Origin of the sequence: Pseudomonas sp. Pf153, from assembly GCF_001269775.1 — a bacterium.
In the GTDB taxonomy this organism is placed as follows: domain Bacteria; phylum Pseudomonadota; class Gammaproteobacteria; order Pseudomonadales; family Pseudomonadaceae; genus Aquipseudomonas; species Aquipseudomonas uvaldensis.
On the sequence record NZ_LHVL01000030.1, the window covers coordinates 20,221 to 37,029 of the forward strand.

The window sequence follows — 16,809 nt, forward strand, 5'->3', positions numbered from 1 at the left end:
GAGGCCAGCAACAACCTCGCCATTCCCGTCTACGCTTGCTGAATGAGGCTAGAGCGCCGAATAGACCGATAGGGAGATCAATCTGTGATGGATAGACAGCGCCATGCAGTCAAGACGGCCCACTGACGTCCGAACCCGAGCCAGAGGACGCCGTTGATGCCTATCACGCAAAACAACCGCCTGGTGCAGATCGACAGCCCCCTCGGTGGCGATGTCCTGTTGCTGCAAGCCATGGAAGGCAGTGAAGAGTTAGGTCGGTGTTTTCACTACGAGCTGGATCTGACCTCCGAAGACCGGGCGATCACGTTCGATCAGTTGCTGGGCAAGCCCATGGGCTTGACCCTGGAGCTGTATGAGAGCGGTAAACGCTATTTTCACGGGATTGTCTGCAGTTGTCGCCAGTTGACCGGACGCGGTCAGTTCGCCGGTTACCGTGTTGTTCTACGGCCCTGGCTGTGGTTGCTCACGCGTACGTCGGATTGCCGGATTTTCCAGAACAAGACGGTGCCGGACATCATCAAGCAAGTATTCCGCGACCTCGGTTTCTCGGATTTCGAAGACAGCCTGAGCAGCAGTTATCGCGAGTGGGAATACTGCGTGCAATACCGCGAAACCAGCTTCGATTTCGTCAGCCGGTTGATGGAACAGGAAGGCATCTATTATTTCTTCCGACATGAAAAGGAGCGCCATGTACTGGTGCTGGCCGATGCCTATGGAGCACATACCACGGTGCCGGACTACGACAGCGTGCCCTTCTATCCGCCCGACCGGCAAATGCGCGAACGGGATCATTTCTACGACTGGCAACTGGCACGAGAAGTACAACCCGGTTCGCTGGCGTTGAATGACTATGACTTCCAGCGTCCTCGCGCCAGCCTCGAGGTCCGCTCCAGTGTCATGCGCAGCCACAGCAACGGCGACTATCCGCTCTATGACTATCCCGGTGAATACCTGCAGAGCCATGACGGCGAGCATTACGCCCGTACCCGCATCGAAGCCATCCACAGTCAATTTGAACGGGTTCAGTTGCGCGGTCTCGCTCGCGGGCTGGGCTCCGGTCACTTGTTCGCGCTGACGGGTTACGAGCGGGCAGACCAGAATCGCGAATACCTGGTGGTAATCGCCCGCTATCAGATCCGCCAGGATCCCTATGAGAGCGGGCAGTCGGACCTGGCCGAACAGTTCGTCAGCGAGTTGGACTGCATGGACGCTCATCAGGTCTACCGCCCTCTCCCGCTGACGCCCATGCCCATCGTCCGCGGGCCGCAGACGGCCGTGGTGGTGGGGCCCAGTGGCGAAGAAATCTGGACCGACCAATATGGCCGGGTCAAAGTGCATTTCCACTGGGATCGCCATGACCAATCCAACGAGAACAGCTCCTGCTGGATTCGCGTGTCCCAGGCCTGGGCCGGCAAGAACTGGGGTTCGGTGCAGATTCCACGGATCGGCCAGGAAGTGATCGTCAGTTTCCTGGAAGGCGATCCGGACCGGCCGATCATCACGGGCCGTGTCTATAACGCCGAGCAGACCGTGCCCTACGGGCTGCCAGCCAATGCCACCCAGAGTGGCGTGAAAAGCCGCTCAAGCAAGGGTGGTTCACCGGCCAACTTCAACGAGATCCGCATGGAGGACAAGAAAGGCGCGGAGCAACTGTTCATCCATGCCGAGAAGAATCAGGACATCGAAGTCGAGAACGATGAAACCCACTGGGTAGGCCATGACCGCAGCAAGACCATCGACAACGACGAAACGGTCCATGTCAAACATGACCGCACGGAAACCGTAGACAACAACGAAACCATCACCATCGGCGTGAACCGTACCGAGGAGGTGGGCAACAACGAAAAAATCACCATCGGCGTCAATCGCACCGAGAAGGTCGGCAGCAACGAGACCATCACCATCGGTGCAGACCGCACGGAAAAGGTCGTTGCCAACGAAACCATCAGCATCGGCGGCAACCGCAGCGAGGACGTGGGTGGAAACGAGACGATCGATATTTCCGGTAACCGCAATGAAACGGTCAAAGGCAACGAAGGTATCGAGATCAGTGGCAACCAGAGCACCGATATCAACGCTAACCACAGCACCCGGATCGGCCAGAACGAATCCCGTGACGTTGCCCAGAACCGCAGCACCGATATCAAGCAGAACGACAGCCTGGACGTCGGCAAGCATTTCTCCCTCACCGCCGGCGACTCGATCACGCTGACCACGGGGGCAGCCAGCATCACCATGAAGAAGGACGGCACCATCATGATCAGCGGCAAGAACATCACCCTCGACGGCTCCGGGACCATCAACATCAAGGCCAACAGGAACGTTGTCGTCAAAGGCCAGAAGATCCTGCAGAACTAGCCATGGAGTGGCCGCTATGACCGTTGAGTATCATTTTTGCGCCACCCCCACCTCGGCGCCGGTGCGCGTGGACGGCGTTGTGATTGGTGTCTTGCTGGACGTGCCACAAGTGGACGCGCCAGTGGTGGCGTTTCCCGGCTGCCCCGGTGAAATGGGCCTCGCCGCACGCACCACCACCCCCCTGACCCGCGAAGACATCGGCGTCCAGGTCGCGTTGATGTTCGAGGCAGGCGACCCGGCACGGCCGCTGGTGATCGGCCGCATCCAGCGTCTGGAAGAACCCACGGCACCTGCGTTCGCCCACCTGGACGGCGAGCGCCTGGAGTTCAGCGCCAAACGGGAAATCATCCTGCGGTGCGGCAAGGCCAGCATCACCCTGACCCGCGAGGGCAAAGTGATTATCCAAGGCGCCTACCTTTCCAGCCGCTCCAGCGGGGTCAACCGCATCAAGGGCGGTTCGGTGCAGATCAACTAGACGCTGTACGAGAGCCTGCCTCATGAACAACTCGCTGTTCCCGATCATCGAGCAGCACGCCGAAGAAGCCAGCTTCCTGGCCAACCTGCGCGACTACGCCCTGCGCGCACCGCACTACGATATCGAACACCTCAGTGCACTCGACAACCGTCTTGACGCTCACCTCGACGGGTTGCGCATCGCCGCCGATGATGGCCTGGAAGCGCTCCTGAGCCAGCTAGGACCCCATGGGGTCGGCGAGATGTTTGCCTGTGCGGTGCTGGCCTTCGAGTCGGCCAATGGGAGAGTGTTGTCCCGGCTGAGCGAACACCTGCGAAGCGCCGCAGAAACTGAACGCGGTTATCGAATGGCCTTGGGATGGCTCGACTGGGAACGACTGTCGCCCTGGATCTACCGGATGCTCGCCGCGCCTGAGCCGATGTTTCGGCGCCTCGGCCTGGCCGCCTGCGGCATGCATCGGCACGATCCCGGCCCTGCCCTGATCGGTGGACTTTGCGACACGGACCCAAGCGTGCTGGCCCGTGCTGCCCGTACCGCCGGCGAGTTGCGCCGGCACGACGTGCTACCGAACATCCGCGGCCACTGCCAGCACACGGATACCGCCACCCGTTTCTGGGCCAACTGGGCCTCGGCCCAGTTGGGCGACCAGCAGGCTTTGGAACCCTTGCGCCAATTCGCCGAACAGCCGGGCGAGTTTCAATACCGCGCCCTTGGCGTGTTACTGGCGTGGCAGGAGCGCGAGCCCAGCATCGCCTGGATACGCCAATGGGTACAGGATCCCAGGCATCGACGCATCGGCATCCAGGCCCTTGGTTTACTGGGAGACCCGGTCTGCGTGCCCTGGTTGATCCAGCACATGAGCGACTTGCCTTACGCCCGCGTCGCCGGCGAAGCCTTCAACCTGATCACGGGGGCTGACCTGACGCTCCTCGACCTCGAATTGCAGGACCTGCCGGATTTCGATGCAGGCCCGAACGACAATCCCGCCGACCCGAACGTTGCCATGGACCCCGATGAAAGCCTGCCCTGGCCCGATCCACGATCAGTCGAAGCCTGGTGGCACGCCAACGGTGGACAGTTGCACATGGGCACTCGCTACCTGCTCGGATCGGCCCACAATGAACACACGTTCGAGCGGGTCCTGGTACGCGGTCAGCAACGCCAGCGCATCGCCGCCGCTTGCGGCCTTGCTCGTTTTCGGCCGAACGACGTGCTTTTTCCCACCAGTGCGCCGACCCGGCGGCAAAAGCGGTTGCTGGACATGGCGGCGTCATTCGGCCGTTGATCCGGCGGTACAGATATGCGACGCTCCCACATAGGTAAGGGGGGTATCCTATGAGTCATCTCGCATCCAACAAAGACAACCTGCAAAAGCGCGTGAAGCGCATTGCCGGCCAGATCCAGGCGGTGGAACGCGCCCTTGAGTCAGATCACGACTGTGCGCGGACGCTCCATCTGGTGGCCGCCACCCGCGGAGCCATCAATGGCTTGATGGAGGAAATCATCAAAGACCATGCCCGGGAGCATGTGGCCAACCCTGCACTGAGCGATGAACAACGCGCCAAGGGCGTAGAAGAGCTTCTCGAAGCCATTCGACGTTACTCCAAGTGATAAACGCAGGCTGAAATCAATGAGCAGCACCACACGTTTCACCCACGAGCACGTCTATCTCGGCTCGGCACATGATGAAAATGCAAAGCGTACCCTCTGGGTGGTGATCCTGACCCTTGTGATGATGGTCGGCGAGATTGCCGCCGGGTACATCACAGGTTCCATGGCGCTGCTGGCCGATGGATTTCACATGGCTACTCATGCGGGTGCACTGGGGATCGCCGCGGCGGCTTATTGGTATGCCAAGCGCCATGCATCCAGCACCCGCTTCAGTTTCGGCACCGGCAAAGTCGGCGACCTGGGTGGCTTCGCGTCAGCGCTCATCCTGGGATTGGTATCCCTGGCAATTGTCGCCGAATCGCTCATCCGGCTGTTCCAGCCCACCGACGTCCAGTTCGGGACGGCAACGCTGATTGCCGTCGTCGGCCTGGCCGTCAACATCGTGAGCGCCCTGCTACTCGGCCACGGCCACACTCACAGCCATCACGATCACGATCACGATCACGATCACGATCATCACCATCCCCCGCACGGGGGCGATAACAACCTCCGGTCTGCCTACCTGCATGTGGTTGCCGATGCGCTGACGTCTGTTCTCGCCATCGCCGCCCTCCTCGCCGGCCGCTACCTCGGATGGATCTGGCTTGATCCGGTCATGGGTATCGTTGGCGCGATGGTCATCGCACGATGGGCCTGGAGCCTGATGGGTGATACTGCGGGTGTTCTGCTCGATCAAACCGATGATCCTGTTGCACAGGAAATTCGCGAGTTGGTTGAACAACCGGGTGATGCCAGGATCATCGACCTGCATGTGTGGCGCGTCGGCCCGCAAGCGCATGCCGCCATTGTCAGCGTTCTGGGCAGCGCTACGACGGACGCGGACGGCATCCGTGAACGGCTCAAGCCCGTTCACGAGATCAGTCACCTTACCGTTGAGTTTCGAGCATCGATGTGATGTTCGCAAAATACCGATGGGTCAGAGGCTTGTCATCGATCAGTAGCCTGCGCCGATCCGGTGTTCACCTTGGCCTGAGAAGCACCAATCGGTATTTCGAGAATAAAGGTCGCCCCCTGTCCAACCCCATCGCTGTGCACGGTCAAGCTGCCGCCCATTTCCTGTGCGGCCAGCGCGCAGCTGTGCAGGCCAAATCCGTGACCCTCCTTGCGGGTGGTGAAGCCGTGGGTAAAGACTCGCTTCAAGTGGTCTGGTGCAATTCCACTGCCGTTGTCGGTCACCGTGATACGCAATACCGACTCGTCGCTGAGGGAGGCGCCGAAGGTGATGCACGGGCTGCGATCGCTCACGCCTTGCAACGCCTGCTTGGCATTGCGGATCAGGTTCACCAGAATCAGCAGCACCCGGTGCCGGTCCAGTGACAACAGGGGCAAGTCGGTGATGTGCTTGACCACCGTCACCTCCTGGCGCGCCGGTGAACCGGCACTCAAGCGCAGGGCGTCGTCGATCAGCTCCGGGAGCAGTACTGTCTCGACGACACTGACGGCAACCGCGTAGGACTGTTGGGCCGCGACAATGTTCTTGATGTGATCGACGCCCTTGGTGAGTTGCCCGAGCTCTTCGATGATGCCCTGCTGCTCCGCCGTTACCACCTCCGCCAGCTTGAGCAGGTAGCCGGGCAGCATTTTCCCTTTATGGTCGCTGGTGAGAAATTCGCTCAGGTCGTCGACGTGTTCGTTGATCAACTGAGCCACCTTGCCCAGTCCCTGGGCTTTGGAAGTGCGCATTTGGCTGCTGACTGTTTCGGCCGATACGTTCACACTGTTGAGCACGTTGCCGACGTTGTGCAGAACCGCCGTGGCGATCTCGGCCATGCCTGCTTGACGCGCTTTTGCTTGCAGTTCGGCTTGCACCTGGCTCATGCGTAGCGCTGCTCGTACGCGTGCCTTGAGCTCCAGCGGCGAGAAGGGTTTGGCGATATAGTCATCGGCGCCACTCTCCAGCCCGGAGACGCAAGCTTCGCTGCCGCCGCGAGCGGTCAACAGAATCACGGGCAGATGGACGAAGCTGGCGCTGGCTTTGATCCTGGCAGTCAACCCAAAGCCGTCGAGCTTGGGCATCATCACATCCGAGACGACGACATCGATAGGCTGGCGTTGCAACAGTGCCCAGGCCTGCTCGCCATCCGATGCGGTGGCGACGATGTAGTCATCGTGCAGAAGTTCGCTGAGGTAGCTGAGCATCTCCGGGCTGTCATCTACCACGAGCACTCTGGATTGCGAGGCGCGGACCGGGTGCGTCTCATCTATGCATTCTGGCGAAGCACGGCCTTTGCCAACACCTTGGTGCCCATCATCGAAACGCAAGTGGCGCTGTTCGGTTGTGCTCGGTGACGATCGCTCATGCATGTCACTGGCTTCGGTCGACACGGTGTTCGGCTCGACCCCGAGCGGCAGCCGGACAAAGAAGCACGAACCTCGTCCGGGCTCGCTGTTGACGCCCACTTCGCCGCCCATCAGTTCGACCAGATCCTTGACCAGGGCCAGCCCAATGCCTGTACCGCTGTAGTGGCGCGTGGCGGAGTTGTCGATCTGGGAAAAACGCTGGAACAACAGTGGCAGCTTGTCGGCCGCAATGCCGATGCCCGAGTCTTGTACCGCGAACTCAAACCGCTCGTCGCCAAGCGCTGTGACTGCCAGGTGCACAGTGCCGCCGGCTGGCGTGAACTTGATGGCATTGCTCACCAGGTTAAGAACAATCTTCTCGAAGTGGCGGGGGTCGAGAAACACCGTGGCGAGCGTCGGATCGATGCTGCAGGTCAAGGTGCAACCTTTGCCCTTGGCCACCAGCGCCGCATCCTCGGCCAGTGTGCCCACCACCTTGTTCAAATCGGTGGGCGCCGGGCACAAGTCGAACTTGCCCGCTTCGGCCTTGGAAAAATCGAGAATGTCATTCACCCGGTTCATCAAGCGCAACGCGTTGCGCTGGGCGCGATCGATTTGCGCATGCCAGTCCTCTGGCGGGGTGGTCGCCGCTGAAAGCTGCTCCAGAGGTGCGAGGATCAGGGTCAGGGGGGTGCGCAGTTCGTGACTGACCGTGGCAACAAAATCGCTCTTGGCCTGGTTGACCGCCTCGGCCTGATTGCGCGCCTCGATGAGCTCCACAGCCTGTGCTTCCAGCATTGCGGTTTGCTGGTGCAACGTCTCGGTTCGCTCGGCCACCATTCTTTCCAATGACGCCTGGACTTGTTGTCGTTCAGCTTCGGCCTCGGCCTCCAGCACCCGGATGCGCAGGGCATTCTCCTGGAACACCCTTACAGCACGGGTCATGATTCCGATCTCGTCGCCGCGACTGACACTGGCGATCTCGGCGTTCAGGTCGCCGGCCGCAAGCCGGCGCATGGCCGAGGCCAGGGCCACGATGGGCTGGGCAACAAATCGTGACGTGCTCCAGGCGATGGCGCCGGCCAGCAGAATGGCAATGGTACCCGCGACCAACGTCGCCAGCATGCCGCGATCGTTATGGATCAGGGCGTCGGAGCGCGCCTGGCCCGCAAAACTGGCGACCAGCAGGCCGGCGCTTCGTGCCTCGTCTCGAACCTGGTCGCGTGCATCGCTCAAGGCGTTGCTCGCCTGTTGAAACCTGGCGAATGCCGCCCGGTAGCCGGCAATCTGATCGCTGACCGTCAGTGAGGTGGCCTTGGCTTGCAACGCCACTGACGAAGGAAGAACGCGAGCCAGACGCGAAAGCTCGTCCAGGATGGCGCCGACGGAGCCGGCAATTTCTGCCGAGGGTGTCAGGCGAAACGACAAGGTCTGCGCTTCCAGAGTGGCAACACGCTCGGCGAAACGCTTGGACAACGCAGCTGCATTTTGCAGCAAACCGGTGGCCGCCTGGATGTCGCCTGCATCATGGGCGACGCGCTCTTGCGCTGTCCCCGTCATTGCCTCGAGGCGCTCGACGCTATCCTCGGTGATGGCAAGAGATCGCAGAGCCTCGGCTCCCCGGAGCTTGGGCGCCTCGCCGAGGTGCGCGATCGCCAGGCTGGCAGCGGCGAGCGCCGTCGCCAACCGGTCCAGCGTCTCGACTTCCGGTGGGGCCGTCATCACCTCGCGCAACTGCTCGACAACGGGAACAAGCGCCGCGCAGGCGTTCCGCGCCGTGGTGACGGTCGCCTGATCACCGGTCACCAGCATCTTGGCCACATTGGAGGTGATGATCCGCTGGCCGTTGCTCAGGGTATCCAGGATTCGATGGGCGCTTTCGAGGGCGTTCACCCGCGCTCGGTGGTCTCCGGCGCGAGATTCAAGTCCCTTCATCCCATCGGCAATGCCCTGTTCGACAACAATAGTCGCCTCTCGCATCCGGCCGTAGTGGGCCGTCATGTTCTCCGTTTCGCCATCCATGGTCAGGCTCGCCGCCCGCAAGGCCGAGATTGCCGAGGCGAGCCGCTCCAGGCTGCCCTTGAGCGACTGCGCTTCTGCCGCCGGAATGGCGGAGAGACCGGCGATGGCCGTTGCCACCATCCCTTCGGCCTGGGACAGGCTTTGCTGATCGCGGGTGGCGATGAAGTTTTCCACCCGTCCGGTGGCTCCGTTGACCGAGGCCAGGATTTCCGCGGAGTGGCTGGTGGAATCCACGGCACGGACCATGCCTCGCAGGCCGTAGAGGTTCACCAGCGATACCGTCAGCATCAGGAACACCAGCGCGGCAACGGCCAGGCCGATCTTGACGGCAATGGGCCGGTCCTTGGCTGGTTTGAATGTCAACATGGCGCCTCCCCCGCCGCTACTGTTTCGTCATCTCCGGCAAAGGTGTTGGCGCCACCGTATTGTTGATGGCCGCTTCGATCATCGCCGCAACGGATGCCTGGTTGTAGGAAGGATTGGCGGCCCCGCCCACCGGCATAGTAGCGAGCCAGGCGTCCAGGTCTTTCGCATCGATGCGTACCAGCGGCACCTCGACGAACTTTGGCACCTGTTTACCCGCCAGGATCTGCTGGGCCACCCAGAAGCCCACTTGGGAAACGCTCGGGGAGGCCGAGACCGAGACGGTTTCATAACCATTGGCATCGCGTTCCTGTTTCCATAGGGCAAGCTCGTCCTGGCGGTTACCCATCACAATGATCGGCAGAGGGCGCCCCGCCGCCTTGAATGCCATGGCCGCGCCATAACCGTCGCCGCCTTGAGTCGCGACGGCATCGATGCCGGGCAGCGATGGCAGTGCCAGCGCCACCTCCTTGCGTGCGACGGACGCCGTCCAGTTCCCGTACACGGTCTTGGCGAACTTCAGACCCGGATAGTCGCTGGCGGCCTTATGGATTCCGTCACTGATGTTCTGATCGGTGGCATCGCCGGCAATACCGCGGATCTCCAGCAGCGTTCCCTTGCCCTTGAGGCGCTTGGCGATGTAATCGATCTCGACCCGGCCCATGGCCGACCAGTCGTAATCCACGGTATAGACACAGCGCTCGGTGACCAGACTGGCCATGACGACCACCACGATACCGGCATTGCAGGCATCCCGAATCACGCCGTTGAGGGCCGTGTCCGACGCGGCCAGGATGACGATGGCATTGACGCCCTTGACGATCATGTCCTGGATATGGGCGGCTTGTTCCGGCGCGGAGTTATTGGCACTGACCACCGGAGCCTCGCGGATCAAGCCATCCTTTTGCGCCTGGGCCGCAATTTCCTGCCAGTTGCGCACCATGACCTTGCGAAAATCGCTGCCTGCGTAAGAGTTGCTAAAAGCAATGCTATAGCTGGCGGTAGGACCGCGGGCGATAGCGTCGTCCGCAGCCTGGACTGTAGGACTGGCAACCGTCGCCAGTCCGATCAGACAACCGGCGAAACGCCACAGGATTTTGCAATTGAACCGGGCATGAAAAACCGAATTCATACGGACTCCTTTCCAGAGCGGTCGACCATCGAAATGAAACCAACACATTGGCTGCAGTAGGGATGAGCATAGTCTCAATTCCGATTTCACCTGGCTGAAAAGCTTGCCGGCTTTCGTGGGTCGCTTCATATACGCGGCGCTTGATCGCGTTGTTTATGCCGGGGCCATCCTCCATTGATTTTGCGTCACAGCGTGGTCGGAAGCTGAGCTTGGCCCCTCCGTTCACGGCTCGAAGGATTGCGACGTTCAAGCATCGCTTCGCTGGCCGTCTCGCCACGGTGCCGTCCGTAAAAAACATTCCCATCAAAAACAATGGGTTAACAGAAATTCAGGAATTTTCTGAAAATTTATATTGCGCACTAACTTTTACTTCTCTAAATTCATCTCAACTTCTTAGCGCGCAAACATTGAGCGCACTTCAATTCAACCACACACCGTCTCATCGATCCCAAGGAGAAACATCATGAAAGCACTCTACACAGCAGTAGCAACCGCCACCGGTGGCCGCGATGGCCGCGCTGTTTCGAACGACAACATCCTGGACGTGAAGCTGACCACGCCAAAAGAACTCGGCGGCGCCGGCGGCGAAGCGACCAACCCTGAGCAGCTGTTCGCCGCCGGCTATTCGGCCTGTTTTATCGGCGCGCTGAAATTCGTCGCCAGCCAAAGCAAACGCAGCATCCCGGCGAATACCTCGATCACCGCCCATGTGGGTATCGGCCAGATCCCCGGTGGCTTCGGTCTGGACATTGATTTGAACATCAGTCTGCCTGGCCTGGATCAAGTCGATGCCCAGGCGCTGGTCGACGCGGCCCACCAGGTTTGCCCTTACTCCAACGCCACCCGCGGCAATGTCGATGTGCGCCTGCACGTCACTGTCTGACGCCAGCGGCCGTAGAACCCGATAGCAACCGCCTTCTTCATTTCTATTACAGGTAGTGACCCATGAAAAAGATTCTGTCTGGCTTGGCCTTCGCCACCGCTTTCGCCGTCGCCGGTCTTGCAAACGCTGCTGACGTCAAACCCACAGTGATTCTGGTGCACGGTGCTTTCGCCGACTCGTCGAGCTGGAACGGCGTGGTGAAGATTCTGGAGAAGGACGGCTACCCGGTCATTGCAGCGGCGAACCCGCTGCGCGGCGTGAGCAGCGATGCACAAGCCGTGGCGAGTATCGTCAAGAGCGTCAAGACGCCGGTGGTCCTGGTCGGCCATTCCTATGGCGGTTCGGTGATCAGCGAAGCGGCCTACGGCAACCAGAACGTGAAGGGTCTGGTGTATGTGGCGGCGTTCACTCCGGAAGCGGGCGAAACCGCGGCAGAACTGTCCGGGCGATTCCCGGGAGGCACCCTCGCCTCGGCCCTTTCGGCCCCTGTCGAACTGGCTGACGGTGGCAAGGACCTCTACATCCAGCAGGACAAGTTCCACGATCAGTTCGCAGCCGATGTTCCCGAGGCCGAAGCACGTCTGATGGCCGCCGGTCAGCGCCCCGTCACCGTCGCTGCTCTGAACGAAGCCGCCACCGACCCGGCCTGGAAAACCATTCCGTCCTGGTTCGTGTACGGCGACAAGGATAAGAACATCCCGCCGCAAGCCATGGCGTTCATGGCCGAGCGTGCGCACTCCAGGCAAACCGTCGTCGTGAAAGGCGCCTCCCATGTGGTGATGGTTTCCAATCCGAAGGTAGTAGCCAACCTGATCGAGAAAGCTGCGCAGTAAATGCCACTCGGCAACCCGAGGCCCGCGAACGCGGGCCTTTTGCCGTAGGCCCCAGGGCTTTCATGCTTGATGGCGCAAAGCTATCAGTCGATAATCGCGCCCTCAAAAAAACACATAAGGATTTGCTGTGAAGAAGCTCTACCTGGCTCTGCCGTTCTGCGCACTGCTGCTACAAGGCTGTGGTGTGACCATGACCCGCTACGAACCCAATTATCAGAACGTCCAGCAGCTCAAGCAAAACGCGCCCTTGCAGCCCCTGCGGGAAGCGCAGGTGAACGCCGATTCCGGTCAAGGGTCGCTGATGGTTCGCCTGAATCCGATTTCTTCGCCTGTTGGCAGCGTGCCACTGCACATCCAGGCAGCGATCAACGATGAGCTCCGTCAGGCAGGTCTGCTGGACCCTCGCGCTGACCGGCAATTGCAGGTTCAATTGATCAAGAGTCAACTCACCGCCGGCATGAGCGAAGGTCATGGCGAGCTGGCTGCACGCTTCACCCTGCGTAAAGGTGACCAGGTTTTGTACGAAACCACCAAGGACGTGCAGCGTGCATGGGACAGCAGTTTCTTTGGCCCGGTTGCCATCCCGGCCGCTGCAAACAACTACAACCCGATGGTGCTGGACCTGCTCAAGAGCTTGTACAGCGACCCGCAGTTCACTCAAGCGTTGAAATGATCAAAAAAGAGCCGCGATTGCGGCTCTTTTTCCATCGGTCCAAGCCCCACGCGAGGGCCTGCCATAGCGTTGGTCATTTGGCGAAAAGCTGGCTCATATCCTTGAATGCCTTGAACTCCAGGGCATTACCGCACGGATCGAACAAGAACATGGTGGCTTGTTCGCCTACCTGCCCTTTGAAACGGATGTAGGGTTCGATCACGAATTCAATGCCAAAGGACTTCAATCGCTCGGCCAGCGCTTCCCACTCTTCCCAGCCCAGGACGATGCCGAAATGAGGAACCGGTACGTCGTGACCATCCACCGGATTGCGATGGGCATTTTCCTGTGACGCGGTTTTTGGTTGTTCGTGGATAACGAGTTGATGGCCATAAAAGTTGAAGTCGACCCATTGAGTACTGGAGCGTCCCTCCTCCAGACCAAACACCTCACCGTAAAAGGTACGTGCTGCAGCAAGGTCATAAACAGGGATTGCGAGATGGAAAGGTGAAAGGCTCATCAGAACTCCAATGGTTGGATTTTCGTTGGGTTTCACCCGACGCTTCAGGCCAGGCATCGCACCGGCATCGGCTGACTGGGGTACGTTGAAGCATCGTAGAACGTTTGTGCCCCTGGCGTTGCGGGAATGCAACCCCACAACTGAAAAGAGCCGCGATGGCGGCTCTTTTCTATCCGTCTCAGCCCCTTGGAATACGGGTTTCGACAGCGGAGTATCTCGTGCGGTTGTTGTCGACCCAATTCTTCAGCAGCGCATTGACCTGCCGGTTGAAAGTGTCGGTGACGGCAGCCTTGGGCGTATTGCCTGCCAGCGGCAGGAACCAGATGCCCATCCACGTGTTGATCGCATCATGGTTGCTGCTCTTGCCCAGCGGTTGCCCCTGCTCGTCCAGAGTCTCCAGGCTCATGGTGTACTGATCGGTAGCCAACGAAGGAATCACCGTCAGCGTGAGCCCACTGATGAACGCCAGGACCAGTTGCCCACCGCCTGGCGCGTGGTTGTAGACCTTCAACCGAAGGTTATAGTCGCCAGGTTGCTTCTGGAATTCGTCGAAGACCACGCGCCCGAAGAGCCCTGACTCATCGAAAGCTCGCTTCAGCTCGGGCTTGAGCATGTCCCGAGCCTGCGGCACCTCGGTGGCCTTGGCATTGTCGGGATCGCCCTGATAGAAATCAAAGTCGACATAGACATTCGGCTTGTTCGCGTAACTGGCCATCGAAGGCAGGTTCACGGGCGCGACTTCATCTTTAGTGAAACTGGCGCATCCACTGAGGCTCAAGGCCAAGGCGAGGCCGATGGCTTTTACACATTGCATATCAACTTCCTTGCGTAGTTTTCGTGCCGCTCACTGAGCAGGGGCACGAATTCTAGCCGGATGCGACTGAAATCAAAAGGCCATCACTCGAACAACCTTGTTCCGGCATCACTCGGAACGTTGCCGAGGCACACCTGCTATGGGCCAATTACCGGGGCCTCAGGTGGATTTCGCTTTCTGGTAGGCGTTAATCAGGTTGTATCTACCCAGTTTCATGATGGAAAGGGATTCAGCTCCGACCTTCAGCCCTGTCATTGCCTGAAAGATGTAGCCTGTCACGGGAATCGTATTGTTGATCATCGCATCCAGAATCTTCTCGACCAGTCCCCTCTTCGCATAACGATCAGAAGCGGCGGAGCTGGCGAGCCTGTGATCGTCGCTGAATAATCCAACCAGGCAGAAAAATACCCACTTGGGAGACATCTGCTGGCCATATTCGGTATTGGTCAGTTTTGCGCCCAGGCTGCCTTTCGATTCGATGATCAGATATTCCTCGACGGCCCCACTCAGCATATTCCTGCGTATCCAGATCTGGTCTATGCCATTGGTTCTTCCCGATGCAGCTTTGCCAATTTTCATCTGGTAATTCTGACCTTGAATGGTCAGCAGGTATTTGGCTGCAGCGTATTCACCGCGTGCTTCTGCCTGACCTGCACTGTCCAGGTTCTTGAAGTGTCTCCTGACCCGTCTGGCTGAATACAAGTCGTGGTGAACAAATCTTTCCCACCCTGGCTGGCTCGCGCCAAATGAACCATAAAGCCAAGACTTGACGTTTCGCATCAAATCGTAATTAGTGCTGTTCTGGGAGACGATTTCGCTGAACCGTCGAAGAAACTCAGGTTGCGGGCTCACGCGACGAGTCATCGCATCAAAACCCGCGAGAGCTTCCTCTTTGTTCTCCATGAACCATTGGATTCTTTCGGCGAGAGGTTGATCATTCAGACCGAACACTACAGCGGCCGAGGCCGCTTTATTGATATTCTTGGGTCCCGTGTGCCTGGCATCTCTTCTGATGGCCTGTTTGATCAGTTCTTCATCGGTCGAATCCAGCAGGATCAGTTGGCTTGCAAGATGTGTAGACCCGATATTGGCTCCGTATCTGTTTTGGTACTGATTGACGACCTGATCATTAATTTGGTCGTTGGACTTGACGATAGAAATCGCACCCACGGTTGTATAAGGATACGCCTGGGAAGACAGGGCGATCTGATCTCCCCCGCGTGAATCGAACTGCAGTATTTCCGTGCCTTCTATCGTCGCGATAGGGTTACAGTTCTCCAGTATCTTGGTGTTGAGCGTATCCATTCGGTCATAGCTGTTCAGTTTGTTCAATTCATTTTCCTTCCCTGGAATGCGACATCCGCCACCACTGGAAAAATCATAAAAAACCGGATGTCTTTCAAGCAGCCTTATCTCGTGACAAAGGCACTTTCACGTAAAACGTCGTACCTCGGGTTTCGTCGGATTGAACCTCTATCGATCCGCCATGGGATGCAACAATTTCAGACGCGATAAAGAGGCCGAGCCCCAACCCTTCCATCGATGGATGCTCGGCAGTTGAGCGTTGAGAAAAACGTCCCATTGGATTGAAGATAAAAGGCAACACCTCTTTGGGTATTGGCTCTCCGCGATTATGGACGGAAAAGCTGGCTTGGTTCCCTGAAACAGCCAGTTCGACAGTGACTGGCATAGTGGGATCACCGTGCAGAACGGCGTTGCTGACAATATTGGAAAAGACTTGTTCCATCCTGGCTCCGTCAAACTCCCCAACAACGGATCCGCATGCTTCAAGGTGCAAAGTAGACGCAGGATGGACCGTCCGGACTTCCGCCAGTACTCGTTTACAAAGCGGCAGTAAATCAAGAGTCTCTGGTTTGATAGGGATTCCCGGGCCCATCTGACAACGGCTCAGGTCCAGAAGATCGTCGACGATTTTGCTGGCACGGCCGACGCTGTCATGGATCTGTGTCGCCAGCTTCGTAACCTGTTGGCTGCTCTCGGGTGAGCGGCGCAGGCGGTCCGAGCCAAGCAAAATTGCGCCTAACGGGGTCCGCAAGTCATGGCCGAGGATGCCGATGAACAGGTTGTGCGAAACTTCCTGGGCATGCGAATAACTGGCGATCGACTCCGTCAGCGCCTGATCGATGGCTTCATGGAAGCGGATCATATCGACGACTTCATCAGGCGACAGGCTGGACTTGATCGCTTTCATCCATTGGAACAGCACGCTGGTTCTGAGCGCCCGGTATTCCGACACCATCTGTTTGATGCTGAAGCCCGCCAGCAAGCGCGTCACGGCATGAGTTTCAGCAGCTGTCTGAGGCTCGTTCACCGGACCATGGCCCTGAGACTTGGCGATCTGTTCTCGTACGGTCTGCTTTTTTCGAAGATCGGCAACAACTGCTTGCAACATCTGTTCGGCATGGTCTCGCAACGCGCTGCGGCCCAGAGGCGCACCAGGCGCATCGATCGACGCGGCGAAGTCCTCCCACGCTTGAAGGATAGACTCGGTGTTCTCGCTGATAAAATCGGGCAAGCGCATGTCAGTATCCTGGTCGTGGGTGGAATGCAACGACGGGCGGCCTGTGAATTGTAGGGGGGCATGTAGGGATTTCAAATTGCACCGGACAAGGGGAGTCGCAACGCCAGTCGGTGACGCGATGAGCGCCCTGGCGCAAACCTGCGCTCGGACGACCAGCATCACGCCAAGAATAGGCAATGATTCGAGAGGATCGTGCAATCCAGCCAGGGCAATGGGTCCTATAGTGGTTTGCAAGGACTGACTTAACCCGTATGGAGAACCAGT

Annotated in this window: 14 protein-coding genes and 2 pseudogenes; 8 read left to right on the plus strand and 8 right to left on the minus strand. The window is 59.0% G+C overall.

Annotation, left to right across the window (positions count from 1 at the left end; translation table 11 throughout):
• The first annotated feature begins 156 nt into the window (after nucleotides 1-156).
• Genes AD666_RS21610 through dmeF form a run of 5 tightly spaced genes read left to right on the plus strand, consistent with a single transcriptional unit; the run spans nucleotide 157 to nucleotide 5,399 of the window.
• Complete coding sequence (locus AD666_RS21610) at nucleotides 157-2,358, plus strand: type VI secretion system Vgr family protein (protein ID WP_053156520.1); 2,202 nt, start codon at nucleotides 157-159, stop codon at nucleotides 2,356-2,358.
• Between the two features lie 16 nt (nucleotides 2,359-2,374).
• Complete coding sequence (locus AD666_RS21615) at nucleotides 2,375-2,833, plus strand: DUF6484 domain-containing protein (RefSeq protein ID WP_053156523.1); 459 nt, start codon at nucleotides 2,375-2,377, stop codon at nucleotides 2,831-2,833.
• Nucleotides 2,834-2,855: 22 nt separating this feature from the next.
• Complete coding sequence (locus AD666_RS21620; protein ID WP_053156527.1) at nucleotides 2,856-4,118, plus strand: TIGR02270 family protein; 1,263 nt, start codon at nucleotides 2,856-2,858, stop codon at nucleotides 4,116-4,118.
• Between the two features lie 50 nt (nucleotides 4,119-4,168).
• Complete coding sequence (locus AD666_RS21625) at nucleotides 4,169-4,444, plus strand: metal/formaldehyde-sensitive transcriptional repressor (protein ID WP_053156531.1); 276 nt, start codon at nucleotides 4,169-4,171, stop codon at nucleotides 4,442-4,444.
• A gap of 19 nt (nucleotides 4,445-4,463) precedes the next feature.
• Nucleotides 4,464-5,399 (plus strand): CDF family Co(II)/Ni(II) efflux transporter DmeF, encoded by a 936-nt coding sequence (gene dmeF / locus AD666_RS21630; RefSeq protein ID WP_053156534.1) that lies wholly within the window; start codon nucleotides 4,464-4,466, stop codon nucleotides 5,397-5,399.
• 32 nt (nucleotides 5,400-5,431) lie between these two features.
• On the opposite strand, the gene AD666_RS27060 is transcribed toward dmeF, so the two are convergent.
• The 4 genes and pseudogenes from AD666_RS27060 to AD666_RS21640 all read right to left on the minus strand — a co-directional run bounded on the left by AD666_RS27060 (nucleotide 5,432) and on the right by AD666_RS21640 (nucleotide 10,301).
• Nucleotides 5,432-6,322 (minus strand): sensor histidine kinase, encoded by an 891-nt coding sequence (locus tag AD666_RS27060; protein WP_371259627.1) that lies wholly within the window; start codon nucleotides 6,320-6,322, stop codon nucleotides 5,432-5,434.
• Nucleotides 6,323-6,808 (minus strand): annotated as a pseudogene (locus tag AD666_RS27065) (response regulator transcription factor); the annotation flags it as partial.
• A gap of 51 nt (nucleotides 6,809-6,859) precedes the next feature.
• Nucleotides 6,860-9,172 (minus strand): annotated as a pseudogene (locus tag AD666_RS27070) (ATP-binding protein); the annotation flags it as partial.
• A 16-nt stretch (nucleotides 9,173-9,188) separates the two neighbouring features.
• Complete coding sequence (locus tag AD666_RS21640; RefSeq protein WP_053156539.1) at nucleotides 9,189-10,301, minus strand: ABC transporter substrate-binding protein; 1,113 nt, start codon at nucleotides 10,299-10,301, stop codon at nucleotides 9,189-9,191.
• Nucleotides 10,302-10,764: 463 nt separating this feature from the next.
• On the opposite strand from AD666_RS21640, the gene AD666_RS21645 reads away from it, so the two are divergent.
• From AD666_RS21645 to AD666_RS21655, 3 genes are all read left to right on the plus strand, one after another.
• Entirely contained in the window at nucleotides 10,765-11,184 is a 420-nt protein-coding gene (locus AD666_RS21645; RefSeq protein WP_053156542.1) for an organic hydroperoxide resistance protein, read from the plus strand.
• A gap of 62 nt (nucleotides 11,185-11,246) precedes the next feature.
• Nucleotides 11,247-12,017 (plus strand): alpha/beta fold hydrolase, encoded by a 771-nt coding sequence (locus tag AD666_RS21650; RefSeq protein WP_053156545.1) that lies wholly within the window; start codon nucleotides 11,247-11,249, stop codon nucleotides 12,015-12,017.
• 127 nt (nucleotides 12,018-12,144) lie between these two features.
• Nucleotides 12,145-12,690, plus strand: coding sequence for a hypothetical protein (locus AD666_RS21655; RefSeq protein ID WP_053156548.1), 546 nt, complete (start codon nucleotides 12,145-12,147; stop codon nucleotides 12,688-12,690).
• A gap of 73 nt (nucleotides 12,691-12,763) precedes the next feature.
• Here AD666_RS21655 and AD666_RS21660 read toward each other — a convergent pair whose 3' ends face one another.
• From AD666_RS21660 to AD666_RS21675, 4 genes are all read right to left on the minus strand, one after another.
• Nucleotides 12,764-13,189, minus strand: coding sequence for a VOC family protein (locus AD666_RS21660; RefSeq protein ID WP_053156551.1), 426 nt, complete (start codon nucleotides 13,187-13,189; stop codon nucleotides 12,764-12,766).
• A gap of 178 nt (nucleotides 13,190-13,367) precedes the next feature.
• Nucleotides 13,368-14,003, minus strand: a complete 636-nt coding sequence (locus AD666_RS21665; RefSeq protein WP_053156554.1) for a hypothetical protein — start codon at nucleotides 14,001-14,003, stop codon at nucleotides 13,368-13,370.
• A 159-nt stretch (nucleotides 14,004-14,162) separates the two neighbouring features.
• On the minus strand, nucleotides 14,163-15,335 hold the full coding sequence (locus AD666_RS21670) for a hypothetical protein (RefSeq protein ID WP_053156558.1): 1,173 nt from the start codon (nucleotides 15,333-15,335) through the stop codon (nucleotides 14,163-14,165).
• Between the two features lie 67 nt (nucleotides 15,336-15,402).
• On the minus strand, nucleotides 15,403-16,545 hold the full coding sequence (locus AD666_RS21675) for a sensor histidine kinase (RefSeq protein ID WP_053156561.1): 1,143 nt from the start codon (nucleotides 16,543-16,545) through the stop codon (nucleotides 15,403-15,405).
• Between the last annotated feature and the right edge of the window lie 264 nt (nucleotides 16,546-16,809).

Coding starts and splice junctions, on each gene's coding strand:
- AD666_RS21610 (WP_053156520.1), top strand. CDS start 157: ATGCCTATCACGCAAAACAACCGCCTGGTGCAGATCGACAGCCCCCTC.
- AD666_RS21615 (WP_053156523.1), top strand. CDS start 2,375: ATGACCGTTGAGTATCATTTTTGCGCCACCCCCACCTCGGCGCCGGTG.
- AD666_RS21620 (WP_053156527.1), top strand. CDS start 2,856: ATGAACAACTCGCTGTTCCCGATCATCGAGCAGCACGCCGAAGAAGCC.
- AD666_RS21625 (WP_053156531.1), top strand. CDS start 4,169: ATGAGTCATCTCGCATCCAACAAAGACAACCTGCAAAAGCGCGTGAAG.
- dmeF (WP_053156534.1), top strand. CDS start 4,464: ATGAGCAGCACCACACGTTTCACCCACGAGCACGTCTATCTCGGCTCG.
- AD666_RS27060 (WP_371259627.1), bottom strand. CDS start 6,322: ATGAGCCAGGTGCAAGCCGAACTGCAAGCAAAAGCGCGTCAAGCAGGC.
- AD666_RS21640 (WP_053156539.1), bottom strand. CDS start 10,301: ATGAATTCGGTTTTTCATGCCCGGTTCAATTGCAAAATCCTGTGGCGT.
- AD666_RS21645 (WP_053156542.1), top strand. CDS start 10,765: ATGAAAGCACTCTACACAGCAGTAGCAACCGCCACCGGTGGCCGCGAT.
- AD666_RS21650 (WP_053156545.1), top strand. CDS start 11,247: ATGAAAAAGATTCTGTCTGGCTTGGCCTTCGCCACCGCTTTCGCCGTC.
- AD666_RS21660 (WP_053156551.1), bottom strand. CDS start 13,189: ATGAGCCTTTCACCTTTCCATCTCGCAATCCCTGTTTATGACCTTGCT.
- AD666_RS21665 (WP_053156554.1), bottom strand. CDS start 14,003: ATGCAATGTGTAAAAGCCATCGGCCTCGCCTTGGCCTTGAGCCTCAGT.
- AD666_RS21675 (WP_053156561.1), bottom strand. CDS start 16,545: ATGCGCTTGCCCGATTTTATCAGCGAGAACACCGAGTCTATCCTTCAA.